Source organism: Paenibacillus sp. E222 (genome assembly GCF_013401555.1).
Lineage (GTDB): Bacteria > Bacillota > Bacilli > Paenibacillales > Paenibacillaceae > Paenibacillus.
This window is the reverse complement of the sequence record NZ_CP058552.1, coordinates 6202870-6229002: the sequence shown is the minus strand read 5'-3', so window position 1 is coordinate 6229002 and position 26133 is coordinate 6202870. Positions and strand designations below refer to the sequence as shown.

Genomic DNA, 26133 nt, shown 5'->3' with positions numbered 1-26133 from the left:
CATAATTTGATAAGTGAACAGGTCACCACAGCAGATAGTGGACCTGAACGCCCCGCCGTATACTTGAACCACAGGAGACACAGCGGTGTTTCATCCTGAGGATGAAATTCAAGAGGAGTGAGGGAGAACAAGTTATGAAGACACAACCCCAGGCGGGTAAGGCAGCACGTCTATCGAAAGGAACGGACCTACCGGATATACCGGTTCGAAAACGAAAGTCTGTCCTGTACAATCTAGGTAAATTCAAGGTTTTGTATCTTATGTTTTTGCCAGGCATTCTGTTTCTGCTGGTAAACAACTACATGCCGATGTTCGGCGTTCTGATTGCATTCAAAAATGTAAACTATGCGGACGGCATTTGGGGCAGTCCGTGGAGCGGCTGGGATAATTTCAAGTATTTGTTCTCCACCAGCGATGCTTGGGAGATCACCCGTAATACGCTCGCATATAACACCGTATTTATTGCGCTGAATTTATTTGTAGGTGTAGGACTTGCGATATTGTTGAATGAAGTGAAGAACAAGGCAATGTCCAAATTGTATCAGTCCCTTATGCTGCTTCCGTATTTTCTGTCGATGATTGTAGTCAGTTATCTGGTGCTCGCTTTTCTCGGCAAGGATTCGGGCTTCATGAATTCAACGATTCTTCAGCTCTTTGGCGGACAACCAATTGACTGGTATTCAGAGCCTAAGTATTGGCCGTACATTTTGCCGCTGGTGAATACATGGAAAAATATTGGTTATTATGCCGTCATTTATCTGGCAGCAGTGGTAGGCATCGATGAGGAATATTATGAAGCGGCCGTGCTGGATGGCGCGAGCAAGTGGCATCAGATTCGCTTCATTACCGTTCCGTTTCTCGTACCGCTAATCGTGATTATGACATTGCTGCAGATCGGTCGTATTTTCTACGCGGATTTCAGCCTGTTCTACCAGGTTCCGCTGGAATCGGGCGCATTGTTCCCGGTCACGAACGTTCTGGATACATATGTGTACCGAACCTTCCTTATTGGAGGAGATATCGGGATGTCCTCGGCAGCCGGGCTGTATCAGGCTGTTGTCGGATTTGTACTTGTACTCGTATCCAATACGATCGTTAGGAGAATGGACAAAGATAATGCATTATTTTGAGAGGAGGCAAGCCAGCTGTGAAATCACGTGATCCATTAGCCGTGTCGCGGCGTTCCGCGTCTATCATACACGCTATGTTTATATTCTATGCCATTGCCTGCATCGTGCCGATCCTGCTTGTCTTCGCGATCTCATTCTCGGACGAGACGACGGTCATTGCGAACGGGTATAAGCTGATTCCGGAGAAGTTTAGCCTGACTGCCTATGAATTTCTGTTCAAGGATATGGATCAGATCATCCATTCCTATGGCATATCCATTATCGTAACCGTGATAGGTACAATAACGAGTGTAGCACTGACGGCATTGTATGCGTATCCGCTTTCACGGAGGGATTTGCCGTATCGAGGGTGGTTCGCCTTTTTCATCTTTTTCACCATGCTGTTCAATGGCGGTCTGGTCCCGTGGTATCTCGTTTATGTAAACGTACTGGATTTGAAAAACTCGATTCTGGCACTGATCATGCCGCTGCTGCTGTCACCGTTCTTCGTGCTGGTCATGCGTACGTTCTTCGCTAACTCCATTCCGGTATCGATTCTTGAATCGGCACGGATTGATGGAGCGGGTGAACTGAGAACCTTTACACGTATCGTGCTTCCGCTCTCCCTTCCGGTGATGGCGACCGTTGCACTGTTCAGCACATTGAATTACTGGAACGACTGGTATCTCAGCATGATTTTTATATCCGATAACCGGACGATCAGCCTTCAGTACCTTATGTACCGGACGCTGCTCGATATTCAATATTTAACATCCAACTCCAATGTCTCTTCACAGATTTCCTCACAGGGCGGATTGCTGAATCTGCCGAATAAAACACTGCAAATGGCGATGGCTGTTGTCGGTATCGGTCCAATCGTACTGGCATATCCATTCTTCCAGCGGTATTTCATCAAGGGCCTTACTGTAGGCGCAGTGAAGGGGTAACTCCGGCCGGTTAGCGGAGAGAGCAACGGATCATTGAAGATGGACCTGAGGGGGCATATACAAAAAGCAGCGAGTACAGTCACGCCGGAGGGCCGGCGAAGGAACGGACTTATGCAGATTGGGAAACATTGCGAATTGGGGCAATCGGTTGCAAGGTCCAACATATGACGGGAGGGGTTCACTTGGTTAGAACGTTTAAGGTATGGCCGCGTTTTGCGGCAGCAGTTATGGCGCTGAGCCTGGTACTGGCAGGCTGCTCATCAGACAAAGGCGGAACAACACCGGAAGCACAGGGTGGCGGTGCAGCGGAGAGTGGGGGCAAGCCCTATGAAGTCACGCTGTATTATCCAGGGACACCACAGAAAGATGTGGCTCTGGTCGAAGCCGAGATCAACAAAAAGATGGAGCCCAAGATCGGGGCAACACTCAAGATCAATGCGATCGACTGGGGTCAGTGGGATAACAAGCTGAATCTTATGATCTCTTCAGGAGAAAAAGCAGATATTATTTTCACGGCGGCTTGGCAAAATTATACGGTCAATGTGGCAAAAGGTGCATTCTTGCCGCTGAACGATCTACTTGACAAGTATGGGCAGGATATCAAGAAAAATCTCGATCCAGCCTTTCTGGAAGGCTCGCAGGTGGATGGCGTAAACTATGGCGTTCCTACCAACAAGGAGCTGGCAGCGACGCGTGGTGTACTGGTACGCAAAGATCTGGCTGACAAATACAAGCTCGATCTGACCGCAGTGAAAACATGGGCTGACCTGGAGCCATTGCTCAAAACGATCAAGGAAAATGAGCCGAGCGTCACCCCGTTCTATATGTCGAATACCAACGGTAACGGGCTGCTGGAAAATCTGGACTGGGATTATCTCGGTGATGCATCCGTTCCAGGCGTCATCTCCAAAACAGCGGGTACAACGACGGTACTGAACGAAGTAGAGACCCCTGAATTCAAGGAAGCCGCTGAGCTTGCACGCAAGTGGTATCAGGCTGGATACATTAACAGTGACGCAGCGACTTCCAATGTGTTCCCGAAAGATCAGGCGAAGGCAGGCAAGGCTTTCCTGTGGACCGATGGCATGAAGCCGGGCAAGGATAAGGAAGAAGAAGGGTATGTCGGATATCCACTGACCCAGATTGAGATGACACAGCCTACAATTACAACAGGGGATGCTTCCGGTGCGATGCTGGCGATCTCCCGTTCCTCCGAGCAGCCGGAGAAGGCGATGCAAGTCATTAACCTGCTGCATTCCGACAAAGAAATCAACAACCTGCTCAACTTCGGAATTGAAGGCACACATTATGTGAAAAAAGACGGACAGGACAACATTATTACCCTGCCTGAAGGGGTAGATGCGAACAGTCGCACTTACAATCCGGGCGCACAATGGCAGCTGGGCAACCAGTTCCTGAACTATCTCTGGGATAATGAAGATCCGCAGAAATGGGAAAAGTTCAAGGAGTTTAATGCCAAAGGTGTTAAGTCACCTGCACTGGGCTTTACGTTCAACAGTCAATCCGTCAAAAACGAAATTGCTGCAGTCAACAACGTGAACAAACAGTTCAAACCGGGTATGACCTCGGGTGCAGTAGATCCGAACGAGATGATCCCGAAATATCTGGAGAAGCTGAAAGCCGCAGGTATTGATAAAATTATTGCTGCCAAACAAGAGCAGCTCGACGCCTTCCTGGCGAAAAAGTAGAATTGAGATGCAAAACCAAAGACGTTTTCGGTGAAAAACCGGAGCGTCTTTTTTTATTTGGATCGTAAACCATAATAAGGAAAAATATGATATAATCAGGTGGCTGATTAGGGGGTGTTCTTGTGTCGAGAACCAGACTTGTGTTCTCTGCGATATTATTGCTGTTTGGCATCATTTTTACGTTTAAGCATCACCTCGGTTTCTCTGTGGGGGACACGATGTTGTCTGCTATAGGCATGTCGCCTTATACCACATCCTACGTAAGTGGTGTGCATATCACGTTATTTTTTGGAATGGGTATATTAGCGTGCAGCTACTATCTTACTCGCAAAGAAATCATGCCATTATATCCGGTTCTGGCCAAACGGCTCTGGCTGATCGTTCTCGCGATTGTTCTCAGTTATTCCTACATGACGGATAAATTGATGTATGTAGCGAAATGGGGGGCTTCCGGTATCCATGGTGTTTCCTATGTCCAAAATGATAGCTCCTGCACCTATGATGTACTGGACAATGGCATTACACGGGTAAACTGTGACCTGACACTCAAAAATTACACCCGAGAGCCTGTAGCAGCTGTGCTCTTGCCTGACTTGGCCAGCAGTTACAAACACCAGGATGATCCGCTCTATGAATCCCTGCAATCTGTGCAGCTGAAGCCGGTGCATATAGAGATTGAGCCGCATGGAACATTTAAGGGTCAACTGGCGTTTTCCGGTTTGGCTGGCTCCCCGCTGCGAGTTAAAGGTAAGCTAACCGATATTGTAATGGATGTCGCCGTAGATGGAGAGAACACCGTGTTTGACTACGATATTCCATAATGATTTTGCGTTAGCACGATAGAATAAATACATAAGAAGAGTGTAAAGAATTAGAAGAAATGAACCAATATACAGGGTTTAGTAAGGAGCTGGCTGATGTCGGCTCTTTTTGGCGTGGAAGTTGCAATTAGTGCAGAAAAGTTGGTTTTGTCACCTTTATGCATGTATATGGTAACGCTTACGATGTATAGAGAAGCTCTTTAAAGAGGTTAAGTCAGGAGTAACAGTTGAGCTATGAAGCGGATTCGCCCAGAAAAAACAGTTTATGTTTATCGCTTTCATCGTTAAAATTAGATTCACTGACTAATGAAGGCAAGGTGAGGTAAGAAGATGTCATACCGGACGAATCTATTTTCCAAAATGGTCATTTTAATTCTAATTATGCTGGTCCCAGTCGTACTGCTGTACTGGTATTCCAACCATAAAACGACAGCAGTTCTGCGGGATGAGCTCAATCGCTCCAACAGCAACCAACTGGAATTTTTTCAAAATCAGGTGAATACACACATCGAGTTGTTATCCTCGTGGCCAAATCTGCTCATTCATGATCCTGATATTGCGAGCTTCCGGCGGATCTACGCCGACAGTAAATATTTCGACCTGGATACGATCAATCTGGTTAAACGTATTCAGAACAAGCTGAGCATCCAGGAGAGTTCGTCCAACTGGACAACGAAATTGTACCTCTATTCACCGACGCTCGGCAGGGTCATCTCTGAACGAGATGCCGGCTATTACGATCAGCAGACGCTGCGAGGCAACATATCATCCGGATGGAATGTTCGAAAGATTCAAGATGGGCAGGATGATCGATTCATTTTCAGCTGGATCACCGTATCACCATACGGCATTAGCGATCCTGCAGCCAATGCGCAGACTGTAATTAAGCTTGAATTCGACAGTGACAACATTCGAGATATGCTGGACAAATTCAAGGACGATGGTCGCCATGATCCCTTCTATTACCGGGAAGAGACGGGGGTTATCTATAACCGAACCTCGGATCGTGTCCTCACAGGTCAGTTGATGGACAAGCTGGCCATTGATAAGCTCAAGGATGTGGATAACCGGACGGTAGTCATCGACGGCGAGCCTTACATGGTTAATACGGTAAAGTCCAGCACGACAGGCTGGTATCTGGTTGATTACATGCCATTATCAGCTATTCTGAAGCCGATTCACCAGTCCAATATCCTATTTTATTCGGCCATGATTTGTCTGCTATTGATGAGTTTTGCCGTGGCCTATCTGTTATATGTACAGGTCCAAGTCCCTGTCAAACAGTTGATTCGTGGATTCCAACGATTGAAGCAGGAGGATTATTCAGTCCGAATTACACCCAAAGGACGTAATGAATTCAGCTTTTTGTCCGAACGATTTAACTCCATGGTGGCGCAGATTCAGCAGTTGTTTGAACACGTGTATCTGGAACAGATTCATGTGCGTGAAGCCCGGCTGAAACAGCTGCAATCGCAGATTAATCCACACTTTTTCTATAATTGTTTCTCGTTCATTACGAGCATGGCCAAGTTGAAGCGTGTCGACGCTGTCGTTGCCATGTCCCATAATCTGTCCCGATACTATCGGTATACGACAAGGCAGGAGCGTGATGTGGTGCCGCTCACAGAGGAAATTGAATTCGTCACCTGTTATCTGGAGATTCAGCAGATGCGTATGGACCGAATACGTTTCAAAATTGACTTATCCGAGGACATTTTGCGGCAGGAGGTACCTCCGCTCATCGTACAACCACTAGTGGAGAATGCGGTAATACATGGGATTGAAGCCGATGCCGAAGCTGGGGAAATACGGGTGTCGGGAGAACAGAGAAATGGCATGATGATTCTTACCGTAGATGACGACGGGCACGGTATGGATGAGCAGGCCCGGCAGATGCTGCTTCACAAACTCACAGGAGGTATGGATCAAGAGATGGGTTGCGGGTTGTGGAACGTTAATCAGCGTCTTCAGCTCAGGTATGGGGACCAGGCGGGCATTAGCATAACGGAATCACCGCTCGGTGGGCTGCGTGTTACCTTGTCTTGGCCTGCTGATGAGAAACATCTTCTTGAATAGAAAGATAGAAATAGAGACGCCATATGATCACAGCATGATAACAAAAGAAAGAATACATTGCATAACGAAGCAAATAGGGAGTGACTGTCTTGATTGATATTTTACTGGTGGATGATGAGACGTATGTAACTGAAAGTCTGGAATTAACCATTCCCTGGGGAGAGCTCGGGGTTACGACGGTTTTCCGTGCGGCATCTGGGAAGGAAGCGCTGCAGATCTTGGAAGAGAATGCAGTGGACCTCGTGGTGACCGATATTCGAATGCCAGGCATGTCCGGACTGGAGCTGATTGAGGAGGTAAGCAGTCGCTGGGCGCATATCCGCTGTATTCTGCTGACCGGACACAGTGATTTTCAATATGCCAAGAAAGCGATTCAGCTGCAGGCTGCCGATTATATTCTCAAGCCGGTGAACGATGAGGAGTTCATGGCTTCGGTCTCCGCCGCCATCACGTCCCTTCGGGATGATTGGGATGAATTTGATAAATACCATCGGTTGTTATACAGCCGGAAGTCAGATTATAAAATTTTGCGGGAGAATCTGTTGCATGATCTGTTGCTGGGCCGCGAGATTACAGCTCGGGCACTGGGTGAACAGCTTGAGAAGTACGAGATTGTGCTCCAGCCCGATCAACCGGCAGTTATGATGCTGATTCGCCTTACAGGCCGGTTCTCCGCAATGGATCAGCAATCACTGGATTTGATGGAGTTTGCCGTTGGCAATATCGCAGAAGAGGTTTTTGGTCCCCATTTTAACGTGTGGTTTGGACGAGGTCCCCATGAGAGTCTGGTCATGATTATACAGAGTCCGGTCTGGACGGAGCCTGCTCAGACACATGTGGAAGAGCTGAAGCAGCCAGCTGGCACTTTCCGCGAGCATGTTATTCGATATCTGCAAGGCGATCTGTCCATGGTGGTCACAGCACCGTTTCAATTTGCCGATCTGACCACCGCTTATCGTAAAGGTTTGGGATCACTCGTGCTGTCGGGTCCAGATGAAAATACGATCATTTACATGGACAAAGAGCTGTCCAAACGACCGGAGAACGATGCGGCACAAGCGCTTGAAGAGCTCTATAAGCCACCCGTACTGCCTCAATTGCTTGAAACCAAACAGTGGGAGGCGGCGGCACGTAAACTGAATACCGTCTTTGATGCAGCGGAACGTGTATGTCTCTCCAGAGAGCATGTATATGAGATGTATTTGTCTGTAACGAATGCCTTTATGTATATCGCGCACAAGCAGGGGCATCTCGTACATGAGATTGATCATGCGGGATTTGACCTGCTGCTCGCGCATCAGTTGATCCAATCACCTGACAAGCTTCGTCGCTGGGCGACTGAAATGCTTGCCAAACTGCAGGAGGAGCTATCGGATCACGAAGGTGTACAGAGTCGCAGACACGTCATCAAGCAGGTTCAGGAGATGGTAACGAGAGACGCAGGACAGGATCTGTCCGTGAAGATGATCGCAGACAAGGTGTATTTGCATCCCGTGTATTTGTCCAAAATCTACAAAGCCGAGACAGGTGAGGGGCTGGGAGATTATATGATTCGCATGCGGATGGAGCGTGCATTGTATTTGCTCAAAAACACCAATAAAAAGATATACGAGATTACCAGTGAGCTGGGGTACCAGAATCCGCAATATTTCAGCAAAATGTTCAAAAAGCATTACGGCATGACACCGAATGAATATCGGGATCAGGCATAATTTCAACATCATTCCAAGATATAGGTTGCCAAAGGTGCAGAAATCTTGTTTTCGTGACATAGGCTGAAAGACCCGGCAGGCCTATAATGAAAGGGTAACCAAAATGATTAAGGGGGAACAACAAATGAGAGCGAAATCTACAAAAAAGAGATGGCTACCGCTCCTCGCTACGACAACCTGTCTCGCTGTCATCCTATCTGCATGTGGAGGAGGCAACAGTGGCGGTGAGAACGCGGGTTCGAGCACGCCAGCCGTTGAAAACGAATACAAAGAAAAATATGATCCGGCAGTAACGATTACAACAGCATGGGGAATCGACCCTGAGCTGAAATTCAAAAATGGCGAATCGATGGAAAATAACGTGGCAACCAAGTGGGCCAAAGACAAATTTGGAATTGAAATCAAATCCTTGTGGTCTGTGACAGATACGAACAGTGCATTTGCAACCAAACTTCGTCTTGCAATGTCTTCCGGTCAGGAAATGCCGGATGTTGTGACAATAGGGCAGCCGGATAATTTAGTTGCTCAAGATTTGATTGACTCCGGCATGTATCAGGAAGTTGGGCCGCTGTTCGACAAATATGCTTCTGATACATGGAAAAAAGCGATGGAGCAAGATCCAAATGTATGGAATCAGTACAGCAGAGATGGCAAAAAAATGGGTATTCCGGTGCTGGACTACGCCTACAACAATGATTATCTACTCTGGATTCGCCAGGATTGGCTGGACAAGCTGAATTTGGAGGCGCCAAAAACCATTGACGAACTGGAAACGGTAATGGAAGCCTTCAAAAATAAAAATCCGGATGGATTGACTCCAGACAAGGTTACTCCACTGAGCATTGGCTTCAAAACTTCCATGAACACATGGATGGGTGATCCATCCTGGATCTTCGGCGCATATGGTACTTTGCCTCAGCAATGGAATTTAGGAGCAGATGGCAAGCTGGAGTATGGTTCCATCAATCCTGGCATGAAGCAAGGTCTGACCAAATTGAGCGAATGGCTCAAAAAAGGATATATCCCGCAGGAAGCAGCGTTGTGGGATGAGAACAAAACAGCAGAGCCTGCAGTGGCAGGTACAGCCGGTATTATCCCTGGTCCTTACTGGATGAGCGGATGGCCGCTGATCGACACAGTGAAAAACGTACCAAGTGCTGTGTGGAAACCGATTGCAATTCCGGCAGGCCCTGATGGCAAAGCGATGCGTCACGGAACACAATTTGTTAATGGTGTTACGCTGATCAAAAAAGATATGGAACATCCGGAAGCATTCTTCACATACCAGAACTACCTGTTCGACAACTATGCTGATCCAGCCAAAGGAAGTCCGTATGACAACGGTCTGTTTGAAGGCTATGATTATCAATTGGATGCAAATGGGAAACAAGTGAAACCGGCTGATATGGACGGTGGATATGTGAATGTTGTACGTTATTTGCTCGTTCGTGATGGCGCACGTATTCCGGATGCACAGATGAAAGCCCTGATGAATCTGGCTGATGGCAAGGAACCAGAAACAAAGCTGGAGAAAGATGTAGCGGTGAACTATGGGCCAGAGACGCCTGCAGCTGCCAAAGAATTGCTTGATCAGAAGGACATCTCGTTCAAAAACATGTTTACAGGTCCTACAACTTCAACTATGAAATCCAAGCTCGACTATCTCAATAAAATTGAGAACCAAACGTTTAACGAAATCATTTATGGCAAAAATCCGGTAGATGCGTTCGATACATTTGTACAAACGTGGAAATCGGGTGGCGGTGACCAAATCACACAAGAGGTCAACGAATGGTATGACAGTGTGAAAAAATAAGGATACAGGAGCGTGCAGACCAACTAGGTCTGCACGCTTTTTTTGTCGTTATGAGAGCTTGATTTGCTTGCGGGAGGTGCATGTCAGCAGTGAATGAATGACTCGAAGGACAGCGAGTCCAAACTGGTTGCTTTTGTGCCATTTATATTGCTTTTATGTGCTGTTTGACCTATGCAAACGGTTGATATAATCGCAGTATAAGCCACTCAGGGAGCACTTGAGTAGGAAGAATTACAGGGGGAGCAATCATGAGAACTTTAAAACGAACTTGGCCATTCCACGTAATGCTGCTGCCAGCCATCATCTTTCTGATTATATTCAGTTATGTACCTATGGGCGGAATTGTTATGGCATTTCAGAACTACAAACCATGGCTCGGCATCAGCGGCTCGGAGTGGGTCGGGCTTGATAATTTTAGATATTTGTTTGAACGCGAGGACAGCCTGCAAGTCATTTGGAATACACTGATCATTGCTGTGCTCAAACTCATCTTTAACTTGTTTGTCCCGTTTGTCTTCGCGATTCTGCTCAATGAGGTTCGCAAGATGGCGATCCAGCGAACGATCCAAACCTTGGTGTATCTGCCTCACTTCTTGTCTTGGGTCATCCTGGGCGGAATACTGATTGATCTGTTATCCACCGGAGGACTGGTGAACCGGGTACTCGGGACATTCGGACTTGGGCCATATTTCTTCCTTGGAGATAACAGCTGGTTCCGACCAACGATCATTCTAACGGATGTGTGGAAGGAATTCGGCTATAACATGATTGTCTTTTTGGCTGCCCTTGCCGGCATTAACCCGGCGCTGTATGAAGCAGCAGAGATAGATGGAGCGGGTCGTTGGAAGCAGACGCTGCATATTACCATCCCGTCTCTTGTACCGATGCTGATGGTGGTTGGAACACTGGCGCTGGGCAACGTGCTTAACGCTGGGTTTGATCAGATTTTCAATCTGTACAACCCACTCGTATATCAAACGGGCGACATTATTGATACATTCGTTTATCGCTCGGCGCTGGAAAATGGAGAGATGGGCTTCGCGACCGCAATTGGATTATTTAAATCGGTCATCAGCATGGTCTTGATCCTTGTATCATACAGCTTAGCCAAAAAATACGCCGGATATCGCATATTCTAATCGAATGAACGGAGAAAGAAGGGACCACGATGTATCATAAATCAACGCCTTATCGCGTGTTCAACGTCATCAATATTTGTTTTCTCATTTTGGTTGCTATTATGTGTATTGTACCGATGATTCATGTCCTGGCTGTATCCTTCAGTAACAAGGCTGCAGCAGATGCCAACCTCGTCAGCCTCTGGCCGGTAGGGTTCTCACTGGAAGCATACAAAAAAACGATGAATAATCCGATTTTCCTAAACTCCCTCTGGATTTCCTTGCTGCGGACAGTTATTGGTACGGGAATTACGTTGCTGATTACCTTTTTGGCGGCGTATCCGTTGTCGAAAGAAAATAATGAATTTAAAGGTAGAACCGTCTATTCATGGATTTTTGTTTTTAGTATGATCTTCAATGGGGGACTCGTTCCCTTCTATATGGTCATCCAGAAGATCGGCCTGATGGATTCCTTCTGGGTGTTGGTACTGCCGGGAGCTGTTAACACCTTCCTCGTTATTCTGATGCTAAACTTCTTCCGGGGTATTCCGAAAGAGCTTGAGGAAGCGGCGCTGATGGATGGAGCCAATCACTTCAGAACGTTGTTCAGTATTTTCCTGCCGATTTCCATGCCATCGATCGCAACCATTGCACTGTTCAGCATGGTGTTTCACTGGAACTCATGGTTTGACGGATTGCTCTATATGAACAATGCCAAGGATTATCCACTGGCTACTTTCATGCAGACCGTAATTATCAAACGTGATATGAGTACGATGGCCATGAACCCGAAAGAGATGGAGACCATTTCTCAAACCACAGTAAGAGCGGCACAGATTTTTATTGGAAGTGCGCCAATCCTCATTGTGTATCCATTCCTGCAGCGCTTCTTTGTCAAAGGTATGACCTTGGGTTCGGTTAAAGGCTGAGCCTGCATCTAAATTAAACGGAGGTTGATAAAGTGAGCAATTTAAAGGAAGAGGCATTCATTCTTGGAATGGATGTGTCATTTATGGATGAAATTGAGCAGCATGGTGGGAGCTATCGTGATGAGCATGGGCAGCAGGAGGACTTGCTGACCATTCTCAAGCTGGGTGATGCCAATGCAATTCGGTTGCGAATCTGGAATGATCCTGTAGGCGGATTCTGTAATCTGGAGCGGACGGTAGCGGTAGCCAAACGGATCAAGGAACAAGGCCTGCAATTTTTGCTGGACTTTCATTATTCGGATCGCTGGGCTGATCCAGCCAATCAATGGAAGCCAAAGGCGTGGGAGAAGCTGTCCTATGAGGAACTGCAACGTGAGGTATGTACCTATACGGCAGACGTACTGAGGACACTCAAGGAACATGAGGCTTTGCCAGACATGGTGCAGGTGGGAAATGAGATTACACCTGGCATGTTATGGGATGAAGGGCGTGTTGGTGGGGAAGAGCATGATACTGATGAACAGTGGGAGCGTTTTGCTGGACTTGTGAAGTATGGCATCGCTGCGGTTAAATCCATCGATCCTGACATCAAGATCATGATCCATATAGACCGCGGTGGTGATAATGCGGAGAGCCGCAAGTTCTATGATCGATTTGAAGCGCTTGGTGTGGAGTTCGATGTCATTGGGCTCTCGTATTACCCTTGGTGGCATGGAACACTGGATGCACTGCGGGATAATCTGCATGACCTGGCTAAACGCTACGGCAAACCCATCAATGTGGTTGAAACCGCTTATCCTTGGACATTGGAGCAGCCTGAAGGCCACGAGTGGATTCTGAATCAGGAAGAACTGCTGCTGCCCGGGTATCCGGCAAGTGTAGAAGGACAGACACGTTATCTGAAGGATCTACTGCAGATTATTCGTGAAGTTCCGGGCGGTCTCGGAGCGGGTTTCTATTACTGGGAGCCTGCCTGGATTCCTAGCAAGGAAGAGTGGTCTGTTGGACATCCGAATAACTGGGGCAACCTGACGATGTTTGACTTCAAGGGACAGAAGTTGCAATCGTTTTCAGCACTGAAGGCTGGAGAGGAAAATGACACTGCATTGGATGAGCAGCCGAGTGCTGCATTAATCAAATAGATGATTCAAAATGAAATGAATAAGGAGTTGTCAGCATGACATACAAATATCCACCGGTAAGCTCCAAAGCACCTCATATGTTACATGGTGCAGACTATAACCCGGAGCAATGGCTCCGCTATCCTGAAGTCCTTGAAGAAGATATCCGCCTGATGAAGTTGGCAAAATGTAATGTGATGTCCATTGGCATCTTTTCATGGGTATCCCTTGAACCGGAGGAAGGCGTGTACACGTTTGAGTGGCTGGATCAAGTACTGGATCGTTTTGCTGCCAATGGAATCTATGCATTCCTGGCTACCCCAAGCGGTGCAAGACCTGCCTGGATGTCGGCCAAGTATCCCGAAGTGCTGCGTGTTGGGGCCAATCGGGTGCGTAACCTGCATGGCTTCCGTCACAACCATTGTTATACATCCCCGGTATACCGGGAGAAGGTTACGGCAATCAACACCAAACTTGCAGAACGTTACTCGGATCATCCCGCAGTCATTGGCTGGCACATTTCCAATGAATTCGGCGGGGATTGCCACTGTGATTATTGCCAGGACGCTTTTCGCGGCTGGGTGAAAAACAAATACGGCACTCTGGACGAGTTGAATCACTCCTGGTGGACAACATTCTGGAGTCATACCGTGACAGACTGGAGTCAAGTGGAGTCTCCTGCCCCGCACGGAGAGACACAGGTCCATGCGATGAATCTGGACTGGCGCAGGTTTGTCACAGATCAGACTGCTGATTTTATCGTGCACGAAACGAAACCGCTGAAGGCCAAAAATCCCGATCTGCCGGTAACGACTAACCTGATGGAATTTTATGAAGGATTGAACTACTGGAAGTTCGCTGACATTCTGGATTTCCTGTCATGGGACAGTTATCCGACATGGCATGATGCGGATGAAGAAGATACGCTGGCATCCCGAATTGCCATGATGCATGATATTGTTCGTTCCATCAAGGGTGGGCAGCCGTTTCTATTAATGGAGAGCACACCAAGCTCAACCAACTGGCAAGATACCAGCAAATTGAAACGTCCGGGCATGCATCTGCTGGCATCTCTGCAAGCTGTAGCGCACGGCTCGGACAGTGTACAGTACTTCCAGTGGAGAAAGAGTCGGGGTTCCAGTGAAAAGCTTCATGGAGCGGTTGTGGACCATGTTGGGCATGAACATACCCGTGTGTTCCAGGATGTTACTGACGTAGGAACGGCACTGGAAGGAATGCAGGCGGTGGTTGGCACGTCCGTTCCGGCCGAGGTTGCTATCATCTTCGACTGGGAAAACCGCTGGGCAGTGAAGGATTCCCAAGGGCCGCGTAACATCGGAGTGAAGTACGAGCAGACGGTAGAATGGCATTATGATGCCTTTTGGAAAAAGGGTGTGCCTGTAGACGTCATCGACATGGATGCTGATCTCTCCAATTACAAGCTGCTCATCGCACCTATGCTCTATCTGGTTCGTGAAGGCGTCGGCGAACGTATTGAGCGATTTGTGGAAAATGGCGGTACATTTGTAGCCACGTATTGGTCAGGTATCGTAAATGAGAATGATCTGTGCTTCCTCGGCGGATTCCCTGGACCGCTTCGCAAGACGCTGGGGATCTGGTCAGAAGAGATTGACGGCTTGCATGACCGTGATCTGAATGGGGTTGTGCCTGTGAAAGGCAACGAACTTCAACTGAATGCCGAGTATGATGCTTTCGAATTATGTGACCTGATTCATCTGGAAGGTGCAGAAGCGCTGGCGACATATCGTTCCGACTTCTATGCCGGACGGCCTGCTTTGACCGTTAACCGTCTTGGTTCGGGTAAAGCTTATTATATGGCTACACGTTTCAAAGCTCCATTTTACGATGATTTCTATGGCAGTTTAATCACTGATCTGGGTATAGAGCGTGCTCTTGAAACTCAGCTTCCTGCTGGAGTTACGGCACACATCCGTACAGATGGCACAGCGGATTATGTTTTTGTGCAGAACTACACACCGGAGCCGAAGCAAGTAGAACTGGACAACCAGTCCTATCGTGATCTGCTGAGTGATGATGCTGTGGAGGGCAGCCTGGATTTGCAGCCATATGACATCAGGGTATTGAAAAGAGTGGCTGAGCGTAAATAATATATTTGTTACTCATTTGGCTGAAAAATGCGGAGATAACAGCGATCGGAAGGCTGTTCTGTCATTGGAGTGGCAAGTGTAAATATTCTTTAGTTCAACATATATAGCATGCAGAAGGGTCACCCTTAACGTCTCGATTAGACGGAAAGGGTGGTCCTTTTTGTCGTATTGATATCACGCTGAGTACTTTTTCTGGGCAAGATAAAGGATAAACGTGTCCGCGCAGCGAAGACAAACAGGTAACATTGCAACTCATGACTTTCAGTCTGGGAGGAATTGGAATGAATCAAAGGAATTTAGACGGTAACAGCTTTATTATTCGGCTGGAAATGACAACAAAAGATATCAAGTTTGGCGAAGTGGCCTCGGCCATCTCGGAAGCTGGCGGGGACATCATCGCCATCGACGTCATTTCGACCAATCAGGATGTTAGTGTGCGCGACTTAACTGTCGCTGTAACGGATGCACAAGATAACAGCAAAATTATAGAAGGGGTGCGTCAGCTTAAAGGGGCATCCATCATAAACGTATCGGACCGGACGTTCCTGCTGCATTTGGGCGGCAAGATTGAGGTTACACCGAAGGTCCCGATTCATAACCGTGAAGATCTGTCACGTGTATATACACCGGATGTGGCCCGGGTATGTTCGGCTATATCAGAAGAGCCTGGAAAGGCATTTTCGCTTACAATCAAGCGGAATACGGTTGCCGTAGTATCGGATGGCAGTGCCGTGCTTGGACTTGGCAACATTGGACCACGTGCCGCGATGCCGGTCATGGAAGGTAAAGCGATGTTGTTCAAACAATTTGCAGGAGTGGACGCTTTTCCAATCTGCCTGGATACACAGGATACCGAGGAAATCATTCGAACTGTGAAAGCGATCTCACCAGCATTTGGCGGGATTAATCTGGAGGATATTTCCTCACCACGTTGTTTTGAAATTGAGCGTCGCTTGAATGAGGAATTGGACATTCCGGTATTTCATGACGATCAGCATGGTACAGCAGTTGTGTTGTATGCAGGTCTGATCAATGCACTCAAGCTGGTCGGCAAATCCATCACGGATGTAAAAATTGTCGTCTGTGGTATCGGTGCAGCTGGTGTGGCATGCAGTAATATTCTGCTGTCCGCGGGAGCAAGTCGGGTTGTCGGGGTCGATCGTGATGGTGCATTGGTACGGACGGCTACCTATGAAAATGAAGTATGGAGCGACTATGCAGCGCGTACCAACCCGGAACTGGAGACAGGTTCACTTCGTGAAGTAATTCGCGGAGCAGATGTCTTCATCGGCTTGTCACGCGGTAATCTGTTAACCCGGGAAGATGTGCAAACCATGGCCGCCGACCCGATTGTATTTGCCATGGCCAATCCGGTACCGGAGATTATGCCGTCTGTGGTGGAAGATATCGTGGCTGTCATGGCGACAGGGCGCTCGGATTATCCGAATCAGATCAATAACGTATTGTGTTTCCCGGGTATGTTCAGAGCTGTTCTGGATTGCCGTGCCAGTGAGATTAATGAAGAGATGAAGCTCGCAGCAGCTCAGGCGATTGCTTCAGCCATTTCGGATGAAGAGCGCACCCGTTATTATATTATTCCGAGTGTGTTTAACGATAAAATCGTCAAATCGATGCGCAATCGGGTGATTGAAGCAGCGGTCAAGACCGGCGTGGCAAGACGTATACCGCGTGAACAAGCTCGCGAAGGCGGGGACGTGTAAGATGCAGGAGAAATCCCCTCAACATCTGAATCAAAGTGCGCAACCATCGGGGCATGAGGATCATGTTAATGGAACGTTAACAGGAGAGGCTATTCTTCGGGCGGCTCGTGCTTTTGTACAGGGAGATGCGGCCGCACATACGGATGGTCATGACTGGCCGCATATCGAGCGGGTGACCGCACTTGCGGTCGAGCTTGCACACCGGATGGGTGCCGATCCGTTCATCTGTGAACTGGCTGCATTATTGCATGATGTGCCGGATGAGAAGCTGAACGAAAGTCTGGAAGTGGGGATGGCGAAGCTGAATGCTTGGCTGGATACCCAGCCGCTGGAAGCGGGCACACGGGAAGCTGTGGTACACATCATTAGTTCCATTTCCTATGCAGGAGGACAGCGCCCTCCCGTCTCATCCCTGGAAGCCCAGGTGGTGCAGGATGCGGATCGCCTGGATGCGCTGGGCGCCATTGGTATTGCGCGTACGTTTGCTTTTGCCGGTGCGAGAGGCCGTGAGATGTATGATCCCGCCCTGCCGCCACGAGAGCAGATGACGCGGGAGGAATATCGGAATGGACGCAGTACAACGATCAATCACTTTTACGAAAAGCTGTTTAAGCTAAAAGATCTCATGAACACGTCCTATGGTAAGGAACTGGCAGAGCAGCGTCATGACTTTATGGTACAGTTCGTGGAGCAATTTAAGCGTGAATGGGAAGGAAGGTTCTCATAACTTTCTCCGTTTGAGTTAAACCTACAATACCCCTACTTCCGAAAGTGGAGTGTGGGGTATTGTTGTGTATACATAGAAGTAACAGGGGATCTAACTCACCAACAGGATACAGGGCATGGTAACCCAAAGGCTTCCATGATACAATAAATCGTTCTCCTGAATTGATTCGGGCAAAAAAAGAAATATGGGGTAATAATGATAATGATCATCCAACGAATGAAATCCGTTCCGAAAAAGAGGAGGGGTCACCATGTCATTTGGTGCACGTGTACTTAAGACAGGGATTGCGGTCACGCTGGCCCTGTACCTTAGCAGCATGTTCCTGAACCCGCAATCTCCCGTTCCCGCCGCAATCGCGGCCATCTTTGCGATGCAGCCATCCATTTATCGTTCCTGGAAGTATTTCCTGGATCAGCTGCAGACCACCACACTTGGGGCAATTGTGGCCCTGCTGGGAGGCATGGTGCTGTCCAATGAGCCCATCGCCGTCGGGTTAATTATTGTGCTGGTTATTATGATTTGTCTTAAATTGAATATGGGTGAAACGGTCGGCCTGACGCTGGTAACCGTTGTATCGATTATGGAAGCGTCGGGTGACTGGCATTTTGCATTAAACCGTTTCCTGCTGACACTTGTCGGCATTGTATCTGCATTTCTTATCAACATTACGGTATTTCCACCCAAGCCGAAGATTCAGTTCGTAAAGCAGATCCAGAGTGTGTTCAGTGGCATGTCACTGCTGCTGCGGACATCCATCTCGGATGAGATCAAGGAAGTGGTGTTCCGGGATGAGAAAAATAATCTGGGCGGTTCCATTAAATCTTTGTCAGATAAATATAATTTGTTTGAAGAAGAGCAGAAGAAGATGAAACGTTCCAAATTCAGCGAGACGCGGCAGATGGTCGTGTACAAACAGATGCTGCTGAGTCTGCAAAAAGGATTCGATGTGCTGGATTCGGTAGAACGCCATTATTTCCAGGCACAGCGAACACCGGAAATGGATCAGTTCTTTGATACACATCTGGAGCTTGTCATCAAATTCCATGAACATGCGCTGCTCAAATTCGAGGATAAGCTGAAACCAAACGGGGAAGAGGCGGCACAGTTCATTTTGGATAATGATCGTTTCATGGAGCAGGCCATTTCCCAGTTTGATATCGATCAGGAAGGGATGCTGAGATTGTCCATCGTGGCCGCTGCGATCTATGATTATGGCTATCAGCTGGAACGATTGAACCGGCTTGCCGAGCATGTTCATAGTGCCAGTGAAGACAAGGAGTCCCAGGATAAAATTCTGAATTGGCTAAAATGGCCGTAAACATGGTAGTACAGTTTGCGGTGATGTGGTTTCATCATATACAATGAAACCACAACCAGCCCGGACAGCGTGTCCGGGTTGTTTTGCATACATAGCACAAACCTTGCGCAACCAACTCAATCGAACCGAGGTAGATACGTATGAATTTAACACAGCTTGGCCCTGAATGGATGCAGTGGTTCAATGGACAGGATCTGGAGCAGAAGCAGCACGAAGCGATGCAATTGCTGACGGTGTCCGAAGCTGGTTGGCCACATCAGGCGATGATCAGTATGGGGGAAGTTATTGCGGTCACGCCAAACCTGCTGAGACTGGCTTTATGGCCGGAAACGCAGACAAGTATGAATATGAGCCGAACAGGCAAGGCTACCTTGATTGCTGTCCATCAGCAAAGCTTGTTATCTATTCGTCTGGGTGTCACGTCACTGCCACAACTCATGGAAGCTGTTCATCCAAGAGATCGTTTCGAGGCTCAAGTGTTAAACGTTCGAGTAGATCATGCACCCTATGCGGAGATTACTTCAGGAATAACATTTCAATTAAAAGACGAGTCTGGGGCCATTACACGCTGGAGAGAAACTATTGAAGAATTACGACAATAGAATGGTAAACGTTCTATATTCATCCCAATCGAGGGTAATAATAGAATAAAAACAACAAAAAACGCCTCCGCTTGCATCGGGACGTTGTCACTGGTACAATAAAAAATGGTTTTCAGAAAATTAGAACTAATTAACATAAAATAAAAATGTTTACTTTCTAATTAATTATACCATAGCCTTTTCGGGCTTGTCAAATGGGCTTTTGAGGACACAATCCGGGGAAAGAGGGGCGTATTAACATATGAGTACAGACCAGCAATGGAGCGAGGAGCAACAGCGGGTCAACATTGTAACAGAACAGATTGATCGGAAAATAGACATCCTAGAAAAAGAGGTAGGTTCCTTCAGGGACGAAGTTGTGGGGATGAGAAAAGACTTCTGGGACGAAGTCACCATGAACTTCAGCGAAGCGGATGACGTGGGTGAAACCTCCACCAGCATGCGGCAGCAATCACAGGTTTTATCGGACCGGGAGCGCAGTCACCTGAATACGGCAGCAGCGCTGGACAAAATGAAACGGCTGCATCATTCACCGTATTTTGGACGCATTGATTTTAAGGAAAATGGCTATCCGAATGCAGAACGAATCTATCTGGGGATCGCATCATTGCTGGATGAGAAAGAGGAATCCTTCCTTGTCTATGACTGGCGTGCACCCATATCGAACCTGTATTACGATGGTGCACCAGGTCCGGTCACGTATCATACACCGAGCGGTGAGATAAGTGGCGATATTGAGATGAAGCGGCAGTTTGTCATTCGGGATGGACGTATCCGCTTTATGTTCGACACCGGGGTTACGATTGGGGATGAACTGTTACAGGCCGTTCTTAGCCGAACCTCGGATGCACAGATGAAAAGCATTGTGGCGACGATTCAGAAGGAGCAGAACCGGATTATCCGTAATGACCGGACTCGCATGCTGATCGTGCAGGGAGCTGCTGGCAGTGGTAAAACATCCGCTGCACTTCAGCGTGTGGCGTATCTTCTCTATAAATACCGCGAGCATCTGCAAGCGGATCAGATGGTCCTTTTTTCGCCAAACCCGATGTTCAACAGTTATGTTTCCACCGTACTGCCCGAGCTTGGGGAGGAAAACATGCTGCAAACGACCTTCCAGGAGTATCTGGAACGCCGTCTGGGCCGTGAATATCAGCTGGAAGACCCATTCATTCAGCTTGAATACGTACTCACCGGAACAGAAGATCCTCAGTACGATGCGCGTATGTCCGGCATTCGATTCAAGTCATCCGAATCTTTCCTGAAGGTCATAACGCGTTATAAGGACAGCATGATGTCGGAAGGCATGAAGTTCAAGCCGGTTCGGTTCCAAGGACGGGCTGTGGTTACAGCTGAAGCCATGGCGGAGAAATTCTATAGCTTCGAGCCATCCGTCAAGCTGGTGAATCGATTGGAAATCCTGCGGGACTGGATGCTCAAAGAGTTATCGGCCTTTGGTAAAGGCGAATTGGAAGCACCTTGGGTAGATCAACAACTGGATCTGATGGAGCCGGAGGATCTGCAGCGGGCATACCAGCGTCTAAAGCGTAAGCAAAAAGGGAAGTCAGACACGTTCGATGATTTCCAGCAGGAACGAGAGATCCTTGCCCGAATGGTGGTCAGTGATCGGCTCAAGCCTTTGCGCAAATGGATCAAATCATTGCGTTTTGTCGATGTCCGTCAGCTGTACGCGCACTTGTTCAGTGACCGGGCCCAGATGGTTCGCCTCTTGGGAGAGGAAGCACTGCCTTCACACTGGGAAGAGATTAGTGAGATGACACTTCGCAGACTGAAATTACAGGAGCTGGCCTACGAGGATATCACACCTTATTTGTATTTGCGTGAGTTGCTGCTCGGTTTCCATATTAATTCCAATATCCGCCATGTGATCATTGATGAGGCGCAGGATTACTCTGCCTTCCAGCTTGCTTTTATGAAAAGATTGTTTCCGAGATCGAAATTCACCGCACTTGGAGATTTTAATCAAGCCATCTATGCACACTCTTCGGTATTGAGTGGTACGGGGCCGCTGACCAACCTGTATGGTCCGGAAAATACGGAAGTGATCGAGCTGACGAGAAGTTATCGTTCAACACAGGAGATCGTGGAGTTCACACGCGGCATGGTTCCCGGTGGAGAAGAGATTGTTCCATTTAACCGGGGCGGGGAGAAGCCGAAAGTGATTGTTTCTTCCAATGAACAGGAGCATCTGGATGTTATAACAGCCGATCTCAAACACCTGATTCAGGAAGGGTATGAATCGGTTGCGGTCATCTGCAAAACCGCGGAAGAAAGCAAGGACGTACACGAAACATTAAGCAACGTATTGCCTGCGGCACCGAAGCTGATCAAGAAAACAACACTCGCCTTTGAACGGGGTGTGCATGTCATCCCGGCGTATCTGGCCAAAGGTGTGGAGTTTGATGCGGTTCTGATCTATGACGGATCTGCATCGCAATATGCGCAGGAACATGAACGTAAGCTGTTCTATACGGCATGTACGCGTGCGATGCATTTACTGCATATCTATTGCATGGATAAACCGAGCCCATTCATTACGTCCCAGTCCGAGGAATTGTATGATATGGGCAAGGTATCTGCGGCTCAGGCCGATTAACTTCGTCTTGTATGCTCTTGAAGAAGGCTTCCGTTCGAAAGGACGGGAGTTTTTCTGTGTATTGTGGAATACGATGTGGGGAATAAGAAGCTCCATGAGGTTGGCCTTTGCAGCGTGAGGTATGAAGTTGATCTCTGGACATTACTGGACATAGATCATTTCATCTCTTCTGACATGCTGACATGAGATTAGAAGGATTGGGCTTTATGGATAAAAAATGATTCATCCTTTGTGTTCATGCACAATAAGTGTGAATTTTCTTTACACATGACGGCGAGACTCATATAATCGTAACAATCTATTTTTTTTATGATCGTTTATTTAATGAAGGAGGCAGCAACATGAACACACCATCTTTTGAACGCCCATTAATGGCGGATTGCGTACCGGATCTGGTGGCAACAGCACGGGGAGACTTGCCTGCTACCTTGGTCATTCGGGGCGGAACACTGGTTAATGTGATATCGGGTGAAATTTTGCCGGGCATGTCTGTAGCGGTACAGGGATCCCGGATTGCATATGTTGGCAAAGATGTAAGCCATACGATCGGAGAGCATACACGTATTATTGAGGCAGAAGGCAAATACATTGCTCCCGGATTGCTGGATGGGCACTGTCATATTGAAAGTACTCAAATGAAAGTAACGGAGTTTGCGAGAGCCGTGCTGCCTTCCGGTACAACGGGAGGGTTCTTTGACCCGCATGAGATTTCCAATGTGCTTGGGCTCAAAGGTCTGCGATTGATGCTGGATGAAGCTCGGACGACGCCAATGGCTGCTTATATGCAGGTGGCTTCCTGTGTTCCTTCAACACATCCTGGACTGGAGACCACTGGCGCTTATATTGGACCGGAAGAAGTGGCGGAAGCCCTCTCCTGGGGTCCGGATATGATTGGCCTTGGTGAAGTGATGAACTTCCCTGGGGTTGTGTACGGGGACGAGACGATGATCGGTGAGATTCAGGCGACGCTCCGAGCGGGCAAGGTGGCAGACGGTCACTTCACCTGGGCAGCGGATGACTGGCGTCTGCCAGCCTACGCAGCAAGCGGCGTTACGGGGGATCATGAATGTGTTACGAAGGAAGATGTGGTGGAACGCCTGCGGCTTGGCATGTACGCCAAAATGCGTCAGGGCTCTGCGTGGCATGACGTGGCGGAAACGATCAAAGCCTGCACAGAGCTTGGCCTGGATACACGCCGAATGATGCTGGTGACGGACGACCGGAGTTCTGAGTCGCTGCTCAAAGAAGGCCATATGGACTTTGTTGTACGTTTGGCTATTTCTCAAGGGGTGAAGCCGGTTACCGCTTTCCAGATGGCGACGATCAATACGGCTGAACGTTTCGGTGTAGCACGCGACGTTGGTGCGGTTATTCCGGGGAATATCGCCGATATTATTTTGCTCGATGGACGCTTGGCTGATGTCCGTGTAGGAATGACGATTGCCGCAGGGCATGTCGTGGCAGAGAACGGCAAAATGACGGCGGTCTGGGACAGCTTCACATACCCGGAAGAGGCGCTGAATACCGTGAAACTGGAAGCGAATATTCAGCCGAAGGACATGGAACTGTCTGCGCCGATTACCGAAGGTATGATTGGAGCAAAAGTGATTCATGTGACAGAGAACCATGTGGATACCAAGGAGAAGCATGTTAATGTTACGGTGGAACATGGCAATGTCGTCGTTTCAACATCAGGTGAAATCTGCAAAATTGCGGTGCTGGAGCGCCACAAACAAACGGGCAATCGCGCCGTTGCTCTTGTTGGGGGCATTGGCTTCACAGGTCCTGCGGCCATTGCGATGACCGTTGCACATGACAGTCACAATCTGCTCATTATCGGGAATGATGACGCATTGATGGCTGAGGCGGGCAACCGGGTTATTGGAATGCAGGGCGGCGTAGCTGTCGTGACTGCGTCTGGTGTGACCGAATTCCCGCTGCGCATTGCAGGCTTGATGTCTACGGAATCTTTTGAAGTGGTAGCAGCTCAATCTGCAGCGATTAGTGAAGCGTTACAGGCTGCTGGCTGTACATTAAATAATGCATTTATGACGCTGTCTCTGTTGGCGCTTGTTGTTATTCCGGAATTGCGGTTGTCTGATAAAGGGCTGGTACGCATTTCGGCAGAAGGCATTGAGCTGGTATCCCTGTTTGATGAGATGGTGGAGAATACACCGGCTGCTCCAGCTGGGAATTAACGAATAATAGCGTGCCCGTTCTTCCTAGAAACGGGTAGAGAAGTGAAGGTCGCCTTTGGGCGGCCTTTTTTATTTTCACAGGAAAACGCTTACTAGGTCTTGAGTCGTCTGTTGTACATATGCAAAAAGTGACCCATGTTAGGGTGGAATTAGGCTAAAATTAAAAAGTTTCTCATAAATGAGACTTTGGAACTATAAATACAGAAGTGTGAATACCCGAAATAATGTTATATGATTCTTTCGTCGTAAGTCTAAGAGATGATGTTGCATATAAAAGCAATGTAAATAGTCGTACATCGAAATTGTATCCAATGAATGAATATAAAACGACAGAATTTCATCGAGATTTGCACGATAGAGCTGCATAACATCAAAGGGAGTGTACAAATATGAAAAGCAAAAGAAGGTACCAATTCATTTTGTTAATTAGTTGTTTCATGCTGTTTGCAGGGAATACGTATGTTTGCAAGGCCACTGCACTTGGCTCAGTGGACAGTTATGAAACCATCCATGGAACGGTACAGGGAACCGTAAGAGCAACCTGGGTATGGGACACCACGCAGATTCAAAGTAACCCTCAGCTAGTGCTGAAGTTCGCCACAACGAACAAAATCAATACGATCTACCTACAAATGAATCGGGATGTAAAGCTTCCGTACTATACATCGTTCATTCGTCAAGCCAGAGAGAAGAATATTGCCGTGGACGTTATGGAAGGAAGACCTGCCTGGGGACTGACGGAGAGCCGGGATCAAATTGCAGAGTTTCTGGACTGGGTTGAAGCGTATCAAAATCAAGTAGAGCCCAATGAGAAGTTTGCCGGCATCCATCTGGACATTGAACCTCATGTACATCCCGAGTGGAAAACCAATCAAGCCAGTGTGATTACGCAGTGGCAGGGGAACGTTCAATACATCGTCGATCGGGCCGCACGGATGAAGATGCCTGTAGCCGCTGACCTGCCTTTCTGGCTGGATGGTTATAAAATTCCGGGTTCCACAATGAATGTAAGCAGCTGGATGATCCGCAAGTTTGACTCGATTACCATTATGGCTTACCGGGATACGGCAGCGGCCATCTATAATGTAGCGAAGGATGAGCTGGAGGAAGCGTCACTTTTGGGTAAAACGGTATCAATTGCCGTGGAGACGAAGCAAAGCAAGGAAGGCGATTTTATTACCTTTTATGAAGAGGGTACAGCATATATGGAAGCACAGCTCAAGCTGGTCGAGAAGATGGCAAGTGTGCACTCGTCCTTTAACGGATTCTCGGTGCATGAGTACAACTCATGGGAGACACTGAAAAATTAAAATGAAATTCCATTCATCAGAATGATAAAAAAGGTGCTTACGGCTGAAAGGGCTGAAGCACCTTCTTTGCATCTGTTAACTCATATACAAGTGGAGAACAGTGAATTATCGTCAGTTCAATGTGCGGAGTGCCGCTCCGAATAAGAATTTAAG

At 47.9% G+C, this 26133-nt stretch carries 18 protein-coding genes; all 18 read left to right on the top strand.

Going from position 1 to position 26133, the window contains the following annotated elements; translation table 11 throughout:
- Positions 1 to 134 precede the first annotated feature (134 nt).
- A complete protein-coding gene (locus HW560_RS27575; protein ID WP_177185671.1) occupies positions 135 to 1130 on the top strand; it encodes an ABC transporter permease in 996 nt (331 codons plus the stop codon).
- A gap of 17 nt (positions 1131 to 1147) precedes the next feature.
- Positions 1148 to 2056, top strand: coding sequence for a carbohydrate ABC transporter permease (locus HW560_RS27570; RefSeq protein WP_053783705.1), 909 nt, complete (start codon positions 1148 to 1150; stop codon positions 2054 to 2056).
- A 182-nt stretch (positions 2057 to 2238) separates the two neighbouring features.
- Positions 2239 to 3765, top strand: coding sequence for an ABC transporter substrate-binding protein (locus tag HW560_RS27565; protein ID WP_090895751.1), 1527 nt, complete (start codon positions 2239 to 2241; stop codon positions 3763 to 3765).
- 122 nt (positions 3766 to 3887) lie between these two features.
- The gene (locus HW560_RS27560) at positions 3888 to 4586 is read left to right on the top strand and encodes a hypothetical protein (protein WP_090895753.1); all 699 of its coding nucleotides are present in this window, start codon (positions 3888 to 3890) and stop codon (positions 4584 to 4586) included.
- A 330-nt stretch (positions 4587 to 4916) separates the two neighbouring features.
- Positions 4917 to 6662 carry a sensor histidine kinase gene (locus HW560_RS27555; protein ID WP_090895756.1) on the top strand — a complete coding sequence of 582 codons (1746 nt, stop codon included), beginning with the start codon at positions 4917 to 4919 and terminating at the stop codon, positions 6660 to 6662.
- Positions 6663 to 6751: 89 nt separating this feature from the next.
- A complete protein-coding gene (locus tag HW560_RS27550) occupies positions 6752 to 8374 on the top strand; it encodes a response regulator (protein WP_090895758.1) in 1623 nt (540 codons plus the stop codon).
- Between the two features lie 124 nt (positions 8375 to 8498).
- Positions 8499 to 10190 (top strand): type 2 periplasmic-binding domain-containing protein, encoded by a 1692-nt coding sequence (locus tag HW560_RS27545; protein WP_090895760.1) that lies wholly within the window; start codon positions 8499 to 8501, stop codon positions 10188 to 10190.
- A 248-nt stretch (positions 10191 to 10438) separates the two neighbouring features.
- The gene (locus tag HW560_RS27540) at positions 10439 to 11329 is read left to right on the top strand and encodes an ABC transporter permease (protein ID WP_062321959.1); all 891 of its coding nucleotides are present in this window, start codon (positions 10439 to 10441) and stop codon (positions 11327 to 11329) included.
- Between the two features lie 29 nt (positions 11330 to 11358).
- The gene (locus HW560_RS27535; protein ID WP_062321957.1) at positions 11359 to 12237 is read left to right on the top strand and encodes a carbohydrate ABC transporter permease; all 879 of its coding nucleotides are present in this window, start codon (positions 11359 to 11361) and stop codon (positions 12235 to 12237) included.
- Between the two features lie 32 nt (positions 12238 to 12269).
- Positions 12270 to 13379 carry a glycoside hydrolase family 53 protein gene (locus HW560_RS27530; RefSeq protein WP_090895762.1) on the top strand — a complete coding sequence of 370 codons (1110 nt, stop codon included), beginning with the start codon at positions 12270 to 12272 and terminating at the stop codon, positions 13377 to 13379.
- Between the two features lie 35 nt (positions 13380 to 13414).
- On the top strand, positions 13415 to 15487 hold the full coding sequence (locus HW560_RS27525) for a beta-galactosidase (protein ID WP_306459220.1): 2073 nt from the start codon (positions 13415 to 13417) through the stop codon (positions 15485 to 15487).
- Positions 15488 to 15768: 281 nt separating this feature from the next.
- Complete coding sequence (locus tag HW560_RS27520; protein ID WP_090895766.1) at positions 15769 to 17208, top strand: NAD-dependent malic enzyme; 1440 nt, start codon at positions 15769 to 15771, stop codon at positions 17206 to 17208.
- Position 17209: 1 nt separating this feature from the next.
- Complete coding sequence (locus HW560_RS27515; protein WP_179265207.1) at positions 17210 to 17935, top strand: HD domain-containing protein; 726 nt, start codon at positions 17210 to 17212, stop codon at positions 17933 to 17935.
- A 250-nt stretch (positions 17936 to 18185) separates the two neighbouring features.
- Positions 18186 to 19253, top strand: a complete 1068-nt coding sequence (locus tag HW560_RS27510; RefSeq protein WP_076289428.1) for an FUSC family protein — start codon at positions 18186 to 18188, stop codon at positions 19251 to 19253.
- A gap of 140 nt (positions 19254 to 19393) precedes the next feature.
- Positions 19394 to 19855, top strand: a complete 462-nt coding sequence (locus HW560_RS27505; RefSeq protein WP_090895768.1) for a hypothetical protein — start codon at positions 19394 to 19396, stop codon at positions 19853 to 19855.
- Between the two features lie 241 nt (positions 19856 to 20096).
- Positions 20097 to 22472, top strand: coding sequence for an RNA polymerase recycling motor HelD (gene helD / locus HW560_RS27500; RefSeq protein ID WP_090895769.1), 2376 nt, complete (start codon positions 20097 to 20099; stop codon positions 22470 to 22472).
- A 341-nt stretch (positions 22473 to 22813) separates the two neighbouring features.
- A complete protein-coding gene (locus HW560_RS27495; protein WP_090895771.1) occupies positions 22814 to 24670 on the top strand; it encodes an adenine deaminase in 1857 nt (618 codons plus the stop codon).
- Positions 24671 to 25059: 389 nt separating this feature from the next.
- The gene (locus tag HW560_RS27490; RefSeq protein ID WP_090895773.1) at positions 25060 to 25980 is read left to right on the top strand and encodes a hypothetical protein; all 921 of its coding nucleotides are present in this window, start codon (positions 25060 to 25062) and stop codon (positions 25978 to 25980) included.
- Positions 25981 to 26133: the final 153 nt, after the last annotated feature.

What these genes read in the sequence shown, in the direction of transcription:
- HW560_RS27575 (WP_177185671.1), top strand. Translation starts at nt 135, where the DNA reads ATGAAGACACAACCCCAGGCGGGTAAGGCAGCACGTCTATCGAAAGGA.
- HW560_RS27555 (WP_090895756.1), top strand. Translation starts at nt 4,917, where the DNA reads ATGTCATACCGGACGAATCTATTTTCCAAAATGGTCATTTTAATTCTA.
- HW560_RS27545 (WP_090895760.1), top strand. Translation starts at nt 8,499, where the DNA reads ATGAGAGCGAAATCTACAAAAAAGAGATGGCTACCGCTCCTCGCTACG.
- HW560_RS27540 (WP_062321959.1), top strand. Translation starts at nt 10,439, where the DNA reads ATGAGAACTTTAAAACGAACTTGGCCATTCCACGTAATGCTGCTGCCA.
- HW560_RS27535 (WP_062321957.1), top strand. Translation starts at nt 11,359, where the DNA reads ATGTATCATAAATCAACGCCTTATCGCGTGTTCAACGTCATCAATATT.
- HW560_RS27525 (WP_306459220.1), top strand. Translation starts at nt 13,415, where the DNA reads ATGACATACAAATATCCACCGGTAAGCTCCAAAGCACCTCATATGTTA.
- HW560_RS27520 (WP_090895766.1), top strand. Translation starts at nt 15,769, where the DNA reads ATGAATCAAAGGAATTTAGACGGTAACAGCTTTATTATTCGGCTGGAA.
- HW560_RS27515 (WP_179265207.1), top strand. Translation starts at nt 17,210, where the DNA reads ATGCAGGAGAAATCCCCTCAACATCTGAATCAAAGTGCGCAACCATCG.
- HW560_RS27510 (WP_076289428.1), top strand. Translation starts at nt 18,186, where the DNA reads ATGTCATTTGGTGCACGTGTACTTAAGACAGGGATTGCGGTCACGCTG.
- HW560_RS27505 (WP_090895768.1), top strand. Translation starts at nt 19,394, where the DNA reads ATGAATTTAACACAGCTTGGCCCTGAATGGATGCAGTGGTTCAATGGA.
- helD (WP_090895769.1), top strand. Translation starts at nt 20,097, where the DNA reads ATGAGTACAGACCAGCAATGGAGCGAGGAGCAACAGCGGGTCAACATT.
- HW560_RS27495 (WP_090895771.1), top strand. Translation starts at nt 22,814, where the DNA reads ATGAACACACCATCTTTTGAACGCCCATTAATGGCGGATTGCGTACCG.
- HW560_RS27490 (WP_090895773.1), top strand. Translation starts at nt 25,060, where the DNA reads ATGAAAAGCAAAAGAAGGTACCAATTCATTTTGTTAATTAGTTGTTTC.